At 62.8% G+C, this 16,698-nt stretch carries 12 protein-coding genes and 1 tRNA gene; 8 read left to right on the top strand and 5 right to left on the bottom strand.

Features of this window, described 5'->3' with window-relative positions; translation table 11 throughout:
- Positions 1–21: 21 nt before the first annotated feature.
- The gene (locus tag SKC41_RS27820; RefSeq protein ID WP_330980923.1) at positions 22–687 is read left to right on the top strand and encodes a TetR/AcrR family transcriptional regulator; all 666 of its coding nucleotides are present in this window, start codon (positions 22–24) and stop codon (positions 685–687) included.
- 639 nt (positions 688–1,326) lie between these two features.
- Here the strand turns inward: SKC41_RS27820 and SKC41_RS27815 are convergent.
- Complete coding sequence (locus tag SKC41_RS27815) at positions 1,327–2,328, bottom strand: hypothetical protein (RefSeq protein WP_330980922.1); 1,002 nt, start codon at positions 2,326–2,328, stop codon at positions 1,327–1,329.
- A gap of 1,149 nt (positions 2,329–3,477) precedes the next feature.
- On the opposite strand from SKC41_RS27815, the gene SKC41_RS27810 reads away from it, so the two are divergent.
- Complete coding sequence (locus SKC41_RS27810) at positions 3,478–3,666, top strand: hypothetical protein (protein ID WP_330980921.1); 189 nt, start codon at positions 3,478–3,480, stop codon at positions 3,664–3,666.
- A gap of 613 nt (positions 3,667–4,279) precedes the next feature.
- Here the strand turns inward: SKC41_RS27810 and SKC41_RS27805 are convergent.
- Complete coding sequence (locus SKC41_RS27805) at positions 4,280–4,588, bottom strand: hypothetical protein (RefSeq protein ID WP_330980920.1); 309 nt, start codon at positions 4,586–4,588, stop codon at positions 4,280–4,282.
- Positions 4,589–4,977: 389 nt separating this feature from the next.
- Here SKC41_RS27805 and SKC41_RS27800 point away from each other — a divergent pair, with 389 nt between their 5' ends.
- Both SKC41_RS27800 and SKC41_RS27795 read left to right on the top strand, forming a co-directional pair.
- Positions 4,978–5,193 carry a helix-turn-helix transcriptional regulator gene (locus tag SKC41_RS27800; protein WP_442931836.1) on the top strand — a complete coding sequence of 72 codons (216 nt, stop codon included), beginning with the start codon at positions 4,978–4,980 and terminating at the stop codon, positions 5,191–5,193.
- An 86-nt stretch (positions 5,194–5,279) separates the two neighbouring features.
- Positions 5,280–6,449, top strand: a complete 1,170-nt coding sequence (locus SKC41_RS27795; RefSeq protein WP_330980919.1) for a site-specific integrase — start codon at positions 5,280–5,282, stop codon at positions 6,447–6,449.
- A 44-nt stretch (positions 6,450–6,493) separates the two neighbouring features.
- Here SKC41_RS27795 and SKC41_RS27790 read toward each other — a convergent pair.
- Positions 6,494–6,567, bottom strand: a tRNA-Ile gene (locus SKC41_RS27790).
- Between the two features lie 223 nt (positions 6,568–6,790).
- Here SKC41_RS27790 and SKC41_RS27785 point away from each other — a divergent pair.
- Positions 6,791–6,952 (top strand): hypothetical protein, encoded by a 162-nt coding sequence (locus SKC41_RS27785; RefSeq protein ID WP_330980918.1) that lies wholly within the window; start codon positions 6,791–6,793, stop codon positions 6,950–6,952.
- Between the two features lie 173 nt (positions 6,953–7,125).
- On the opposite strand, the gene SKC41_RS27780 is transcribed toward SKC41_RS27785, so the two are convergent.
- Complete coding sequence (locus SKC41_RS27780) at positions 7,126–9,486, bottom strand: arylsulfatase (RefSeq protein WP_330980917.1); 2,361 nt, start codon at positions 9,484–9,486, stop codon at positions 7,126–7,128.
- Between the two features lie 140 nt (positions 9,487–9,626).
- Positions 9,627–10,214, bottom strand: a complete 588-nt coding sequence (locus SKC41_RS27775) for a DUF4232 domain-containing protein (protein ID WP_330981071.1) — start codon at positions 10,212–10,214, stop codon at positions 9,627–9,629.
- A gap of 886 nt (positions 10,215–11,100) precedes the next feature.
- On the opposite strand from SKC41_RS27775, the gene SKC41_RS27770 reads away from it, so the two are divergent.
- The 3 genes from SKC41_RS27770 to SKC41_RS27760 all read left to right on the top strand — a co-directional run bounded on the left by SKC41_RS27770 (position 11,101) and on the right by SKC41_RS27760 (position 16,687).
- Positions 11,101–13,386: an arylsulfatase gene (locus SKC41_RS27770; protein ID WP_330980916.1), complete on the top strand. Its 2,286-nt coding sequence runs from the start codon at positions 11,101–11,103 to the stop codon at positions 13,384–13,386.
- A gap of 269 nt (positions 13,387–13,655) precedes the next feature.
- On the top strand, positions 13,656–15,983 hold the full coding sequence (locus SKC41_RS27765) for an arylsulfatase (RefSeq protein WP_330980915.1): 2,328 nt from the start codon (positions 13,656–13,658) through the stop codon (positions 15,981–15,983).
- A 32-nt stretch (positions 15,984–16,015) separates the two neighbouring features.
- Positions 16,016–16,687 carry a GAP family protein gene (locus SKC41_RS27760; RefSeq protein ID WP_330980914.1) on the top strand — a complete coding sequence of 224 codons (672 nt, stop codon included), beginning with the start codon at positions 16,016–16,018 and terminating at the stop codon, positions 16,685–16,687.
- Positions 16,688–16,698: the final 11 nt, after the last annotated feature.

Here is a 16,698-nt window from a genome sequence, read left to right as displayed (position 1 = left end):
TCGCGCTCTAGACTCGACAGAATGAGCGCTTGTGAGATGCAGAGTCCGCGGCTGAGGAAAGATGCCGAGCGCAATCGTCAGCGAGTGATCGAGGCTGCCCGCGAACTGTTCGCTTCGCGCGGCCTGGAGGCGACCCTCAACGAGGTTGCCCACCACGCAGGCCTCGGGGTCGGTACGGTGTATCGGCGGTTTCCGACGAAGCAGGAATTGTTCGAGGCGATCTTCGAAGATGGCATCGATGAACTCACTGCATTGGCCGAATCGGCGTTGCGCCATGATGATTCATGGCAGGGCTTCGTATGGTTCGTCGAACAGATGTGTGAGATGACAGCGACCGATCGGGGGATGCGCGAGGTCGTGTTCAGCAAGGCCTACGGTGGGGTTCGGGTGGACGCGGCTCGGGTGAGGCTCGATCCTCCGCTGTCCAAGCTCGTTGAGCGGGCCAAGGATGATGGCTATCTGCGACCCGAACTGTCATCCACCGACATGCCAATCTTTGGACTACTGGCAGGCACGGTGAGCGAATACGCGGGCCACGTCGACGCCGAGCTGTGGCGACGTTATATGTCCATCCTCCTCGATGGCATGCGCCACCGCAGCGACCAAGCGCCGTTGACAGTGGACGCGCTTGGACAAGAACAGCTCGAGGTGGCGATGCAAACCTGGCACCCCGCCGGCCCCCGCTGAAGCCAAGCCGGCAGCCGGCCAACCTTACGCGCAGCCGAAACGCTGGCCCATATCGGCGGGAAGCGCCTCCTCAAGAACGTCGGGTCCGACGAAGTGGGCGGCTCACATCCTGGTAGCGATGATCCGCGTGGCAGCCTCCACTGCGGCGGTGCGGCGGCGATCGATGAGGGCGGCGTCGTCAGTCACGGCGTCGGGGTGGGGCATGTGCGCCCAGGAGAGGCCGCTCCCCCTTCACCGACATCGTTTCATCGCACCCAGCTTCCCTGTGTGACTCGGTGTTTGGCCAGTTGCGCACGTGATGCCTCCAATCACACTGCTCTCCGACTTCGTGATTCGGCGTTGAGGAAACGGCAGCCTTCTGGTGAGCACGAGAGATCTGTGCTGTGCACCAATCGACAGTTTGGTGCACGCTCGCCGGTGAAAATGCCGAGTAACCACGGTGTGATGTATCTGCGACGGGCGACATGCTAAATGCGGTCGAAACTTAATCGCCCGACGCTCTCCCACACCCCCGATATGTTCATGGATAGCTGCTGTTATCCGCGAATCAGCGCGACCATTGCTTCATGACACCGCCGCGTCGTACCCGCGACGATGGGAATCGGACTGGCGTGCGCCAATGAAAAATCGGCCACCGCGTTACCTCACACCTAGTTGCTGTTCCATGGCGCCAATCGCGTTCACCACAGTGGGGCCGAAGCCGGCCGTGATGCCGCAATAGGCGACCTCGACCAGGCGCGGCGGGCGAGCCTTCCAGCACTTGATCAGCTCGATCATCCGGCCGATCCGGTAGTAATGCAGGTACCACAGGATGGAGGCCTGCGCGAGGTCGGAGCCGTCGCTATCGCTGGGTGCATGCTGTTGGGGCCACATCACTGCGCTGCCGTGGCGCTGATCGACTTCGCGGTCATAGGTAGCCCAGGTGTCCGGATTGACTGTCCCGTTGCTGACCGCCTGAAGGATGTCGGCATCGGCTTTCTCCAGCAAAGGTGCGCCGGTGCCATCCGCCTTGGTCGCTGCCTCGAACAGAACTCCGGTGAGAACGGCTGCGCACCGTGCCGAGACGTCGCCGCCGCGATCCAGACTATTGACTCGTTGAGCGAGTCCCGGATCGATGACAGCGAGCCGATGTTGATGGGCTGCATCAAGTTTCGGAGCGTCGATCACCAGGCGAAGCGCGTTTCGATGCTCGATCCCCTGGAAATCGCCGGCGAAGTCTTGCGGCGGCTCTGCCCACAATTCGGTCGTCACCAACGCCGAAACAGATACCCCAGCAATGACTTTCCGTAACCGGTCAAAATAATCGAGCAAAATCTTTGACGGCTTCTGGCATCCCATCCACTGATCAGCCCATCCCACGGGCAGCGATGGGTCACTGACAGCAAGGCGCACCGTGGTCGGCAAGTACACCTTCTGAGGCAGATATCCGCCTCCACCAACGTTATTGGCCACCACGATGTGCAAACCGACCGGCGAGCGAAGGACCGCAACCGCCCACAAGATCAATGCCGAGGAATCCTCGCTACCGTGCACCAACTCGCCCAGAACCCGTTGGGCAGTCAACAGATCCGGATTGACATCGATTGACGAACCAGCCAGCGCCGACATGGCCGCCGACAACCCCGGATTGCCGGTGAGCATGGGAGGTGCGGCCGGGCCGCCGCTGGCAGTCCCCGCTCCACCTGTCGCGGCCTGGCCAGCGTTACCTCCGCCAGCCGCCGTCGTGGGCGCCGACGGAGATCCCCCTCCGGGAGCGCCAGCGCCCGGCGGACTATAAGGCGCGAGCGGCTGAGCGGCCATCCCAGCAGGCGGCATCATGCCACCGCCGCTTAACTCGCCCGCGCTGCTAGCACCGTGACCACCGCCCGACGCGGCCGCCGAATCCACAGGCCCAGACCAACTCGACCCTGCGGGTACACCGGCGGGGCCGATTCCAGCTCCCGAACTGGTTGGAGCTGCCACCGGCGGTTGAGTCGCCGCAATCGGAGCTGCTGGGTGCTGCGCGGGATTGGTGACGGGTGTCGTCATTCCGCCCGTGGCGCCCATTCCCGAGGCTAAGCCGGACTGAAAACTCGAACCGGCATTAGCCAACGGCGACGCCGATCCTGCAGACGAAGGAGCCTGCGGCATCGCCGAAGCAGGCGAGGTCGGTGTGCCCATCCCCGACATGCCCCCCATAGGCGACCTCAGACCCGAACTCAAGCCACTCAACCCGCCTCCACCTGATCCGAGGCCACTACCCATTTGTGTAGCAGGCGTAGGCATTTGGGGTATTTGGGGCAGCTGGACCGGACCCGGGAACTGCGGTCCATCAGTTTTCTTGTCCCGCAACGGGACTGCCGGGTCGCCTGGAGCGCTCAGGTCTCCCGGGTTGCCGTCGATCGGGGTTTTATCATCGTGTGGGGCAGGACCGGAGACAGCGCCATCCTCGGCTGCCTTTGGTGGATTTAGATCCGTTTTCTTGCCGTGTTTTCCGCCCTCCGAGTTCTGGACCCCGGCAGGAGCAGGGCTGAGAGGAGCCGTGAAATTCACCGCTCTGATGTGGCTCTCGGCGGTGCCCGTGTGTTCGGTGACCATGCCGTCTGCCTCGCCTCTAGCGGCGGTCAAAATTGATTGCGCTCCAACATGATCACCGCGCTGTAGGGCCGCATTGTACTGTGGCTCGGTCACCTCGACGAGGTCCTGCAGCATGTTCTGCAGGCGACGAAGCTCTCCGAGCGCGTTGGTCACCGCGTCGGCGGCGGGCCCGTACAGGTCCTCGTGTGCTTCCCACAACTTCCGGTTGCCATCGTGAGCGGCTATCGCTGCATCGCCTGCCTGGCCCTGCAGGGCGGACTTCAGCCGATCACGAAAATAAGGATGTTGATCTATCGCGGCACTCAGAAGCCCGCGCTGCTCCGCCAGCGCAGCGCCCGAATCCTCCAGCGCAGCGAGCGTCGACGAGCTCGGGAATCGGCCGGCTTTGATCGCCGCTGCTAGCGCGCTTTCAGACCCGGTCCCATTGGCATCCATCGCTTATCACCCCTGGTATCCATTGCACGCCGACCAGACAGCGTCATCCGCCGCGTTTGATGCGGCGGCAGTCCAGTCGGCGGGAGGCTGCACGGCGCCTTTTGCCGGTTCGCGGCTCAACGCCGCAGCCTGGGACCGGAAGAGGCGTAGCGATTCGGTGACTGCAGAGCGCACGACTGGATCAGCAATCATGTTGTCGCGCAATGCATCTGAGATATAGTTGGCCGCAGGAACAACGTCCGCGGCGGACTTTTGCGGGGAGGGCACCGCCGCGTACCCTGCGGCGAACCGCGTGCATAGATCAATGGTCTGGGCGCGGACTTGGGTCGGGCTCGGCGCTACAGGAGGCGGCCCTGAGGGTGGCGCTGCAGCTGGCGGGCTCGCGGTGGGCGAGGGCGTGATCTGGGCTCCGACGATGACGCCGGCGAGCCCAGCAACGAACACCAGCACAGTAGCGCCCGCAACCATTCCGACTCGTAGCCCAGCGTTGCCGCGGCGCGAATCCTGAACCGCGCCAGGAGCCGAGGCGGGCCCGTAAGCCGGCGGCGCGGGATGGGCGGGCTGCGACGGTGCGGACATGTCACGTCTCCTGGCTGGCAATGATTCCGGCAGCGGCAACGTCGTCGGCGTTGGCCAAGATGGCCGAGGTTGCCGTGGTCGCCGCGTGTAATGCCGAAGCGCAGGATTCCCGATGCTCCCCCATCACCTGGTGCTCGACGCGCCAGTCGGCCATGCCCGCCAGCACGGCCGTGGTGGCCGCGTCGTCGGCCGCCACCGGCGGCACGAACGCCACGGCAGACGGGACAGATGCCCGCCACTCGTTCATCGTCGCTGCCACGTCGTCGGTCTCGTCGTGGATCGCGTCTCCCATCTCCGCCCCCAACTTCATCGGCCATTCACTAATTCCATTGTGTTGCTCTTGTTATTAAGTTCGGAAGTACTGCACGATCTTGGATAGCCTACCGCCCAGCACCGACAAATTCGGTCGCGCTGAATTGCCGCCGTCGTCGATAGGCTCACCCCATTGAACTGCGCGATCTACCGCTCCCGCAAGGAACGTTGCGTCGCAGAACGTTTGGGGGCCAGTGCACCCACGCACCTTGACAGAAAACTGCAATCTGTGAACACCAAGTGTTCACGGATTGCATGAATTCAGTAGTCACTACTTCAAATGAAGCAATTCAAACATCGAGAGCAATCCGCGAACGTTTAGATGCCCAAGAAGCGTCACGTTCAGGGTTTACCCTTCATTCAATAAGCGCTGAGCACTGAAAGGGGATGACCACCATGGAGACAACCGCGTACGACAGGTGGCTGAGTCGACAGGAACTCGCTGACCGGTATGGCCTGCCGGTCAAGACGCCCGCGGGGTGGGCATCAAAAGGTAAGGGGCCGCGCTACGCGAAGTTCGGTAAACATGTCCGCTACCGCCTGAGTGATGTCCTAGCCTGGGAGAGAGAACAGTTCGCTGATCGTGATCGGAATTCTGCATGACGACGTCTAGCGCGACAAGAGACGAGCTGTGAGGCACAAACATTCTGCCGTGATCCCTGGCTACGCAGTCCCTCGCAAGGAGCGCTGTGGCCGGTAGACCTCCTCTTCGAATCGGGCAACACGGGAAGATCACCCGGGAGTACCTCGGCAGCGGCGTGTGGGTAGCGCGATGCAAGGTCCGAGATGCCGACGGCGTCACCCGGCGAATTGAGCGCCGCGGCCCTGCCGATGAGCACGACAAGCACGGAAAACTCGCCGAGGATGCGCTTATCGAGGCATTGCTCATGCGACGTGCGCCGGGTGATGCCGACCAGATCGCCCTCGATACCAAGATCACCGTTCTCATCGAACAACATCTCGCCAGGCTGGCCGAGGACGGCCGCTCCCCTGTCACGATATCCACATATCGATTCGCGGCCGCGAAGCTAGCGAAGTTTGTTGGAAGCGTTCGAGTTAGTGAGGCAACACCTGCCCGGATCGACGCGGCGATTCGTTCCATGCGCACGGCCCACGGCCCAACGATGGCCCGCCAGGCGAAGACGATTCTGCGTGGCGGATTGCAGCTAGCGGTGATGGCTAACACGTTGAGCGCCAACCCGGTCCGCGATGTTCAGCCGATCGGGCTAAAGCGACGACCAAAGGGCGCGACGGCGCTCAGCGCCGACGAGCTGCGAGACCTGCTGGTACGGCTGCGGGCCGACGTCTACTGCCAACAAAACGATCTCGTCGACCCCATCACCGTCCTAATCGCCACTGGACTTCGCCGCTCCGAGCTGCTTGCGCTGCGGTGGACCGACTTCGACGAGACAAAAGCGACGATTGCGGTCACCGGGAAGGTGGTGCGCGTGGCCGGAGTGGGTCTACAACGGATTGACGATATGAAGACTGACGCCGGACGGCGGACGATACCTTTGCCACACTTCGCCGTCACCGCACTTCAGGACCGCCGCACCCACCCGTACTTTGGCGAATCGACTGTGATCTTTCCGTCGACGGCAGGCACCCTTCGCGACCCCAACAACCTTGGCAAGCAATGGCGAAAAGTCCGCGATGAGCTCGGCGTGCCAGGTGTTACCACGCACTCGTTCCGCAAGACGGTGGCGACGCTGATTGACGAGGAGGGCCTGTCGGCTCGAGTGGGCGCCGATCACCTCGGGCATTCCAAAGTCTCGATGACACAGGATCGCTACATGTCTCGCGGGCGTGTTCACACTGAGGTCGCTGCCCTGTTGGACCGCGCCATAAAGTACGAATAAAGGTCGGATCCTAAGACTAGGTGAGCTAATTACCTGCTCTGACGTGGGGCGGGCGGGGCTCGAACCCGCGACCAACGGATTATGAGTCCGCGGCTCTAACCAACTGAGCTACCGCCCCTTGTGCTGACGAGCCGCGGACACTTCTCCACCGCACCTGCCCTGGCCGTGCCGAATCAAATGGCACGCCCGCCGGATCGTCACTGAGGAGGGTACCAAGTCCGTCATGCCGCCCCGCTGCAATTAGCCAGGCGGCCGATCCTCCCGGAAACGGTGTACGTGCAGTAGGACTGCCCAAATTCACCTACAACTAGGTCGGCGCGACATAAACCCCCATCACCGCATTGGAAATTCTGCCTGCCGGTGAAGCCACCGTCGCGATCGAATTCGACTACGACGGTTGCGGATTGGGCAAAGGCGGCGTGGCCAGGCTGCTGCTGGACAGTCGCCACGTCGGCGCGTCGCGCATCGAATACACCGCGCCACTCGGATTCAGCGCCGACTAGGGCGTCGACATCGGCATGGACAGCGGAACACCGGCGGCCGACACCTACGAGGGCACCTTCCCGTTCAACGGCTCCATCGACGAGGTCACGATCCAGCTGCGATGACCAAGGTCGCCAACCTGACAGGCACGACCCCTGCAACGCTCCGAGCACGCGACTCCGATCGTGACGAGTCAGTCACGCGAAAATGCAAGCGCCAGTTCTTTTTCCAGGTCTATGTATGGTTTTCCGGATATGTCGACAGTGGCCTGTGCGATGGTGCCGCCGGTGAATGTGAACGGCGCCTTGTAGCGGCTGGACACCCCCGAACCGCTGTTGCGTCCAACGCTGATCGTGGCACCGGCCAACCCGAACGTCCCCGGGTGTGTCATCACGTTCTGCAGTGTGGCGACCGCGGTGTCATCGATGAACAGGGCAGCGTCGCCAACCGGCGTGTGGCTGTTTTGCACCGTTCCCGTTCCGGTGTATCTGACACCCAAAAAGTGCCTACCGAGCGGGACTGCGCCGGGCGAAGAGACCATTTGCTCCCGTTCGCCCAAGAAGTTGTAGACGTAGTGCAGCCGCCCGTCCTGGATAAACAGGACATGCCCGCCGTGGGCGCCGCCGTGCTTATACAACACGCCTTCGGCGCCGGTGGTGTCCACAGTTACATCGACCAGCACGGCGAACGACTGACCGCGTAACTCGACGGCGGCGCCCAAACCCACGTCGGCGGCATCGGGGTAATAGACATAACTGGACCGTTGGCCGGTCACATAGGGCCGCCAGCTGGCCAGCATGTCCATGATGTTCAGGTCGCCCAGCGGTAAGCCGTTGTACTTAGCGGCCTCGGAAAACCATAACGCTTTGAGTTCTTCGAGCCTATCGGGGTGCTCGGCGGCCAGGTCGTGACACTGGCTGCGATCGGCCTCGATGTGGAACAACTCCCACCGGTCTTTGTCGAAGTGCGACCAGCCCGCCGGGGTGGCGGCGTGAATGGTGTTAGCGAACCATCCTTTGTGCCAGATCGCGCGCGTGCCAAGCATGCTGTAGAACTGGGTATCTTTCCCGGTGTCAACGGTCGGATCGGCAAGGGCTGCTTTGAAACTCACACCCTCGAGCGGCTTCTGCGGAATACCCTTTACGGTGTTCGGCGGTGTCATGCCCAACAGGTCATAGACCGTCGGGGTGATGTCGCAGACATTGACGTAGTTGTCCCGGACCTCGCCGTGCGCCGCAATACCGTTGGGCCAGGAGATGATTGCGGTGTCGGCAATACCGCCCTCATGCGAGGCGTACCGCTTGAACAGCTTGTAGGGCGTGTTGAAGGCCATCGCCCAGCCGATCGGGTAGTGGTTGTAGGTCTGCGGCCCACCGAGATTGTCGAAGAGCTTCATGCTCTCTTCGACGGTGTCGATGTAACCGTTGAAGAACTTCAACTCGTTGACCGACCCGTTGGGTCCGCCCTCACCGCTGGCCCCGTTGTCGGAGATCACCACGATGATGGTGTTGTCCAGTTGTCCAGATTCCTCGAGATAGTCCAGGATTCGGCCGATCTGCGAATCAGTGTAGCTGAGGAACCCGGCGAACACCTCCGCCATCCGGCAGAACAATTTTTTCTCTTCGTCGTTGAGCGAGTCCCACGGCCGCACCGTGTCCTGCAGCGGCCAGGCTTCGCCGTTGGGGCCCTTGACATCCAGATACGGGTTGATCGGGGAGAGCTCGGTGTCCTGCGGAACGACGCCCAGTGCCTTCTGCTTTTCCAGCACGATCTCGCGATAGCGCTCATACCCCATGTCGAACTTGCCGGCGTACTTGTCCGCCCACTCTTTGAAGACGTGATGCGGTGCGTGCCCGGCGCCCGGGCACACGTAGCTGAACCAGGGCTTGTCCGGGGCGATCACTTTGGCGTCGCGGATGAACTCGATCGTCTTATCGGCAATGTCCTTCGAAAGGTGGTAACCGTCCTCCGGGGTGCCGGGCGGGTTCACTGGGTGGTTGTCGTAGACCAGGTCGGGGTACCACTGGTCGGTCTCGCCGCCCAAAAATCCGTAGAACCGTTCGAACCCTCGCGACAGCGGCCAATGCCGCTTCGTCGCCGCCAGGTTGGACTCTTCCAGCGGCGCCAAGTGCCACTTGCCGATGCAGTAGGTGTTGTACCCAACCTCAGCGAGAACCTCGGGGAGCAGGGCAGTGTCGGCGGGGATGCGCCCGTTGCAGTTCGGAAAACCATAGGTGCTCTCTTCGACCGTGGCCATGCCGACGGTGGTGGCGTTGCGACCGGTCAGCAACGACGCCCTTGTCGGCGAGCACAGCGCGGTGGTGTGAAACTGCGACAGCCGCACCCCCCGCTCGGCGATCCGATTCATGGCCGGCATCTCGACCAGCCCGCCGAAGCAATCCCAGGTCGCAATGCCGGTGTCATCCCACACCAGGTACAGCACATTCGGCGAATTCTCCGGCGCTGTCGGCGCCGCATACGGGCCCCAATCCGGTTGGGAATCACGGATATCCAGCTCGATCTTGCCTTTGAACTCTCTCGACTCAGTGGCCACTGCTCGTCTCAACTCTCATCGTGGACATAACCGCCGAACATCGGCACGGACTACTACTCGCGGAACAAGAAACCCGCGGTTCGGGCGCTCCGACACCAATGGCGGCTTGGCGCCATTACGCGCACCGGCTCAGCTACGCGTCATCCATTGGTCACCGGATGTACGGACAGACTGCAGACGCTGATCGAGGTGGGGAAAGTGAATTCCATCGATGTTGCTGGCGGTTTCACGCGGATGTCGGTGTAGGTGGGGCAGCCGTTTCCGGCGCTGTCAACGGCAGGACCTTCGACGATCGCTCGGGCGCTTCCGCCGGGGCCAAGCGTGACGTTGGGGGGCGAATCGACCCCCGTGGGCAGACCGCCCAGGTATCCACGGGGTGTCTCGTCGGCGGTCAGAATCGAGCCGCCCTGTGCGACATTGACGGCGGGGTAACCAGCCAGCACGCAGGGCGCGGCACCGGGTTTGAGCGCGAAGCTGAGCTGTACCGAACGGTGCGACATCGCCGCGGAAGGCGGGTCGGCGGTCACGGTGAGATCTTGAGCCCCGCATCTGTCGCCCGGTGTGACAGTCGCACTACTCGGTGCCGCGACTGCGCTTGATGCCGTTGTGCTGTGAGACGGCGTGGCGTTGTTGGACGTGGTCTCCGAACATGCCGCAGCGCCAAGAAGAACGGTGGTTAACACGACCGGCTGGTATGCGGCAAACCCGCATTTGGGTTTCGTGCACATGCGAACCGATAATGCCGCGTCGCTGGACCGCGGCTGACGTGAGGGTTTTGAAGGCATTTCTTCGACGTCTCTTTTTGCGGCATTCTCGATTGTTTTTGACCTCGGTCCGAAACGTGTCACCGCGGCGAGCACCCCGACTCCCGAACCAACGGCCATTGCTGACACAAGAAACGTCGACGGGATCCAGTTGACTCCATTGTTAACTCCTTCTCGTCGACCCGACCGACGCATGTGAGGAATTGACGCTCTGACTGGTTCGGGAGCATACGCGGTCGTCCGAGCCAGTGCTGGTTTCTATAGAAGGCGCGATCATGACGATTTGGAAAACCGCAGAATCAGGATCGTCTTCGAAGCAGGCCCATCGGCCAATTCCCCGCGGCCAAACAATATCGCGGCGCAGGTGCGCGGTGCGAGGGCGAAGACGCCCAAGCCGCGGCCTTACGCCTTTGCAATGCGCTATGTCTTTTCAGGACCTTACGCTGGTGCGGGCGCCGGCGGGCGTCGACGAACCACGCCAACAGTCGAGGAGAAACGTGATAAAGCATGGGTTTCCAGTCGCGTTTGCTGGCGCGACTGTCATGGTTGCCACTCTGGCGGGTTGGTCACCAATTCCGCCCAGCGCAAGCCCTGGCCAGGCGTCGCCGCCGCCGGTTACCCGCCGCGTGCAAACCGCCTGGTTCGCCGGCGATTAGGGTTAAACATCCCGTGAGACCGGTTGCTTCGAACGCGGCAAACACCGCCGGGAGGCCGGAGCGCCAACCTACCGGCGCACCCCGAGTGCACGGTCGAGCTAAACCTCGGATAGTTCATATCGGCGAGCGACAACACCTAGCGGTAACGGGGTGTTCAGGTTGACAAGCTCAAACGGTTGTAGGGTGCGGTACCCATGACGCACGACGCGACAGGGAACCTCGATCGCACGACGCTGCCGCTTCCTGAAACACCGAGCGGTGGCCGGGTGGGCCGGACGATTGCTGAGTCGGTGATGCCCGTCATCGCGCCTATCCGGCCGCCGCAGGGTGCACCGAATGTGGTGATTGTGCTGCTTGACGATGTGGGGTTCGGGGCCACCGCGACATTTGGTGGTCCGGTTCCATCGCCAACCGGTGACGCGTTGGCACGGGAAGGTTTGCGGTACAACCGCTTCCACACCACCGCGCTGTGTTCGCCGACGCGGGCAGCATTGCTCACGGGCCGCAATCATCATGTGGTGAACACCGGCAATATCACCGAGTGGGCGACTGGATACGACGGCTATAACAGCATTATCCCGAGATCGGCCGCCACGGTTGCTGAGACGTTGCGGCTCAACGGCTACAGCACCGCGGCGTTCGGAAAGTGGCATAACACCCCGGTCTGGGAAGTGAGCCCGAGCGGCCCGTTCGATCGGTGGCCGACGAGCATGGGTTTCGAAGAGTTCTACGGGTTCATGGGTGGCGAAGCGCATCAATACAATCCCGGTCTCTATCACGGGACGACGCCGATCGAGCGTCCCGAAAACGTCGAGAACTACCACCTGACAACCGATCTCGCCGACCGGATGATCGAATGGGTGCACCGGCAGCGGTCCATCTCACCGGACCGGCCCTTTTTCGCCTACTGGGCTCCCGGCGCGACCCACGCACCGCACCATGTCGCACCCGAGTGGAGCGAGCCCTTCCGCGGCCAGTTCGACCAAGGCTGGGACACGCTGCGAGAGGAGATCTTCGCGCGCCAGAAGCAGCTGGGGGTGATCCCCGCGGACGCGGAGTTGACACCTCGCCACGAGTCCATTCCGGCATGGGACACGATCTCGCCGGATCGCCGGCGCATCGCCTCCCGGCTCATGGAGGTCTACGCGGGGTTCTTGGCCCACACCGATTTTGAGATCGGGCGCATCGTCACCGCGCTCAAAGATATGTCCGAATGGGACAACACGCTGTTCTTCTACATCATCGGCGACAACGGAGCCGCGCCGGCCGGCGGAATCGATGGTGTCTTCAACGAAATGGTGGCACTGAACGGACTCCAGGAGGACGTCGCGGTGGTGCTGTCGAAGATGGACGAATTCGGCGGGCCGAAGGCGAGCAACGAGTATCCGGTCGGATTCGCGTGGGCGACGTGCACGCCCTTCCAATTCACCAAGCAATTCGCCAGCCACTTCGGCGGCACCCGCAACCCGATGATCGTGACCTGGCCCGAGCGCATCACCGACAGGGGCGGGCTGCGTTCCCAGTTCCACCACGTCATCGACATCGCCCCCACCATCCTGGAAGCCGCCGGCATGCCGGCACCAACAACGGTCAACGGTGTGGCCCAAAAGCCCCACGACGGCCTCAGTATCGCGTACACCTTCGACGATGCCGCGGCCGAAGACCGTCGCCGCACCCAATACTTCGAGATCCAAGGCACCCGCGGGATCTATCACGAGGATTGGATCGCATGCACCTACCACGGGAAAATCCAGTGGAAGAAAAGCCCACTGCCCGAGTTCAGCGATGACCGGTGGGAACTCTACGACCTAAGCCGCGACTACAGCCAAGCCGTCGACCTATCCGCCGAACACCCCGCCAAGCTCGCCGAACTACAGGCATTATTCGACGCCGAAGCCGAGCAGAACCACGTGTTTCCGCTCGATGACCGCGGACCGATCCGCGCGATGGGTGCCCGTCCCACCATTCTCGGCGAGCGGTCGTCCATCTCGTTCGCACAGGGCGCTATCCGCATGCCCGAGGACATCATTCGCAGCACGTTCAACCGGTCCTATTCGATCACCGCGACGATCGACACGCCGGGCGGCACAGCCGTGGAAGGGGTTCTGCTCGCAGCCGGGGGCTATTTCGCGGGACTGTCGCTGTATGTGCAGAACGGGCGGCCCAGGTTCACCTACAACTATTTCGGCTCGACGTATACCACCGTCACCGCATCGGAAACCCTGCCCGCCGGCGAAGCGACCGTCTCGATCGAATTCGACTACGACGGCGGCGGTTTAGGCAAAGGCGGCGTCGCCAAGCTGCTACTCAACGGTCGCCTTGTCGGTGACGCGCGCATCGAACGCACCGTGCCATTCGGGTTCAGCGCCGACGAGGGAGTCGACATCGGCATCGATGGCGGAACACCAGCCGCCGATACCTACGACGGCACCTTCCCGTTCAACAGCACCATCAACGAGGTCACGATCCAGCTGCGATGAATGTTCCGTGGGATCTGCTGAGAGTAAGGAATGCGGGCGGCCTGTCCGTGATCCGCGATTCTAATAGCGGGAAGAAGTAAGCCGCCAGTCACGCAGTGTTTAACCCGCGGTGAGCCGCCGGGTAGCACGATTTGGTGCCATTGACGAGAATGTTTGTCCGCCATATCATCCAAGGCGCTCAGCCCCAACTTAATCCTTAGCTACGCGATAATTACTGAACTTCTTGCCCGGAGCAAATCCGGCTGAGTACGGAGAGCACAGGAGGCAAGATGGTTGAGCTACCACACGACACCGACGAATTCGGCGGAATCATCAATCCCTCGCTGGCCGATTCCACTCCGGTTGTGCCGTCGATCGCCTACCCGCGGCCGGGTGCTCCCAACGTTGTCGTCGTCCTCCTCGACGACGTCGGCTTTGGCGCCGCCTCCACGTTCGGGGGGCCGGTTCCGACGCCGGCGCTGGACCGTGTCGCCGGTGCGGGCCTGCGCTACAACCAATTTCACACGACCGCGCTGTGCTCACCGACGCGCGCCGCACTGTTGACCGGGCGCAACCACCACAGTGCGCACATGGGCACCATCTGTGAGATCGCTTACGGATTCCCGGGTTACGACAGCGTGATACCGCTGAGCACGGCCACCATCGCACAGGTCCTGCGGATGAACGGTTACAGCACAGCGTTGTTCGGCAAGGCGCACCTCACCCCCACTTGGGAGCTGGGTCCGGCCGGTCCGTTCGATCGTTGGCCGACCGGACTCGGGTTCGAACGCTTTTACGGTTTCCTGGGCGGCGACACGTCGCAGTACGAGCCGGCGCTCTTCGACCAGACGACCCCCATCGAGCCCTTCGTGGGTCGCGACGATTACCACCTCACCGAGGACCTCGCCGACAAGGCGATCGACTGGATTCGGCTGCAGAAGACGTCGGCGCCGGACAAGCCGTTCTTCACTTACTTCGCGCCCGGCGCAACACACAGCCCCCACCAGGTGTGGCCGGAATGGTCGGACCGTTTCGCCGGGCAGTTCGATGACGGATGGGACGCGCTGCGGGAACGAATCTATGCGCGCCAGATTGAGATCGGCATCATTCCCTCCGACGCCCGGCTGACACCACGGCCCGAGCAGATCCCCGCATGGACCGACTACGACGAGCGCTACCGGCCGGTCGCCCGGCGCCTGATGGAGGTCTACGCCGGCTTTTTGGCGCACACCGACGCTCAGATCGGGCGGGTCATCGACGCCATCGACGAGTTGGGTCAGTGGGACAACACGCTGTTCATCTACGTCTGCGGCGACAACGGCGCGTCTGCCGAGGGAACGGTGCACGGCGCATGGAGCGCGCCGGCGTTTCAAAACGGGCTGCCCGAGGACCCCGAATGGCTCTTGGCCCATATCGCCGACTTCGGCACCGCGCGCGCTGAGAACCACTACAACGTCGGCTGGGCCTGGGCGCTCGACGCACCATTTCAGTGGATGAAGCAGATCGCCTCGCACTTCGGCGGGACCCGCAACGGGCTGGCCATCTCGTGGCCGCAAGGCATCGACGCAGCGGGCGAGCAGCGCAGTCAGTTCCACCATGTCATCGACATCGCACCGACCATCCTGGACGCCGCCGGCATCGAGATGCCCACACGCGTCAACGGCATCGAACAGAAGCCGGTCGAGGGCGTCAGCATGCGGTACTCGTTCGACGACGCCGCCGCCGAAAGCCGCCGCACCACGCAATATTTCGAGATTTTCGGCAATCGCGCTGTCTACCACGAGGGTTGGATCGCGTCCTGCTTCCATGGGCGGCTGCCCTGGGTGCGCACCCAGAAGACCAACCCGTTCGGCGCAAGTGAGCGCTGGGAGCTCTACCACCTGGCCGACGACTTCAGCCAGGGCCTCGACCTGGCGGAGCAATACCCGGACAAGCTGACCGAGTTGCAGGCGGTCTTCGACGCCGAAGCACGCAAATACAACGTCTACCCGCTCAGCGATGCGACGGTGCTGCGCGCGCTACCCGCCAACCGGCCAAGCCCGCTCACCGATCGCACCACGGTCACCTACTACGCCGGCCACGTGCGCATCCCCGAAACGGCGACGCTGAGCTACACCAGCACGTCATTCGAGCTGCGGGCACAGGCTCAGATACCGCCGGGAGGCGCGCAGGGCGTGATCATCTGCATCGGCGGGTCGATGGCCGGCTGGTCGCTGTACGTCCAAGAGGGCGTTCCACGCTTTGCCTATAACTACCTGGGTCACGAACTCACCACGGTTGCGGGTGCCGAGCCGCTCCCGGAAGGTCCTGTCCTGGTTGGCCTTTCGTTTGATTACGACGGCGGCGGGCTGGGCAAGGGCGCGTCAATTACCCTGCGCGTCAACGAAACCCGGGTGGCCACCGGGCGCATCGAGCGGACGGTTCCGTTCCGCTTCTCGATGAGCGGAGAAACGTTGGACGTCGGCACCGACACGGGTTCACCCGTCGCGCCCTACGGTCACGATTTCCGGTTCACGGGCCGTATCGATCGAATCGATGCCACCGTCGACCCCCAACCCGCCGATCTCGCTGCGGCCCTCGCCGAGGCCGAACTGCACGCCGTCATGGGCGCGCAGTAGTTACGGCAGCTGGTCACCAACCGATGCTCGACATGTGGAGCAGTCTGGTCCCGTTGCTTCTCGGGTGCGCACTCGAACCGATCGAACTCGTGATCACGATCATGCTGCTGGGTACGCCTTCGCGCGTTCGCACTGCGAGCGCCTGGGTGGGTGGGCATGTCACGACGCGTCTGCTTCAGGGTCTGGTTTTTGGAACGATTCTGCATTGGGGAGCGCGCGGCGCCGACTCGAACCACGAACACCACTGGATTGTGTCGACCGTTCTTTTGGTGGTGGCGCTGCTGTTTCTCGTCACCGCCGCACGAGCATTGCTCACCGATGACGACCCGGATGCCCCGCCGTCGAAATGGATGACCACCGTGACGTCAGCCTCACCCCCCAAGGCGTTTTTGATCGGCACCGGCCTCATGACGGTCTCGGTGAAGGCCTGGGTGTTCACGCTGGCCGCCATCGGGGTGATCGGCAACGCCGGGATGGGCCACGTCGCCAACGTCGTCTCCTACATCATTTTTGTGTTGCTCGCCGCGAGCGGAAATCTTCTCATCATCGGCCTCGCCGCGTTCTTCCCGCAGCGGTCACGTTCGCTCCTGGACCCGACGTTGAGCTGGCTGCAAAAGCACGAGCGGCCCATCATGGTCGCGACGGGTCTGGTGTTCGGCATCTGGTTCGGAATCAAAGCCCTGCGCGGCTTCGGGATTCTGTAAAAGTCCCCTAG

This window comes from Mycobacterium sp. 050128, assembly GCF_036409155.1.
GTDB lineage: Bacteria > Actinomycetota > Actinomycetes > Mycobacteriales > Mycobacteriaceae > Mycobacterium.
The sequence above is the reverse complement of the archived record's forward strand: the minus strand, read 5'-3'. Positions and strand labels throughout refer to the sequence as shown.

Bases quoted from the DNA above. Each gene is read 5' to 3' on its own strand.
- SKC41_RS27820 (WP_330980923.1), top strand. From the start codon at position 22: ATGAGCGCTTGTGAGATGCAGAGTCCGCGGCTGAGGAAAGATGCCGAG.
- SKC41_RS27815 (WP_330980922.1), bottom strand. From the start codon at position 2,328: ATGCTCACCGGCAATCCGGGGTTGTCGGCGGCCATGTCGGCGCTGGCT.
- SKC41_RS27805 (WP_330980920.1), bottom strand. From the start codon at position 4,588: ATGAAGTTGGGGGCGGAGATGGGAGACGCGATCCACGACGAGACCGAC.
- SKC41_RS27800 (WP_442931836.1), top strand. From the start codon at position 4,978: ATGACCACCATGGAGACAACCGCGTACGACAGGTGGCTGAGTCGACAG.
- SKC41_RS27775 (WP_330981071.1), bottom strand. From the start codon at position 10,214: ATGTGCACGAAACCCAAATGCGGGTTTGCCGCATACCAGCCGGTCGTG.
- SKC41_RS27770 (WP_330980916.1), top strand. From the start codon at position 11,101: ATGACGCACGACGCGACAGGGAACCTCGATCGCACGACGCTGCCGCTT.
- SKC41_RS27765 (WP_330980915.1), top strand. From the start codon at position 13,656: ATGGTTGAGCTACCACACGACACCGACGAATTCGGCGGAATCATCAAT.
- SKC41_RS27760 (WP_330980914.1), top strand. From the start codon at position 16,016: ATGTGGAGCAGTCTGGTCCCGTTGCTTCTCGGGTGCGCACTCGAACCG.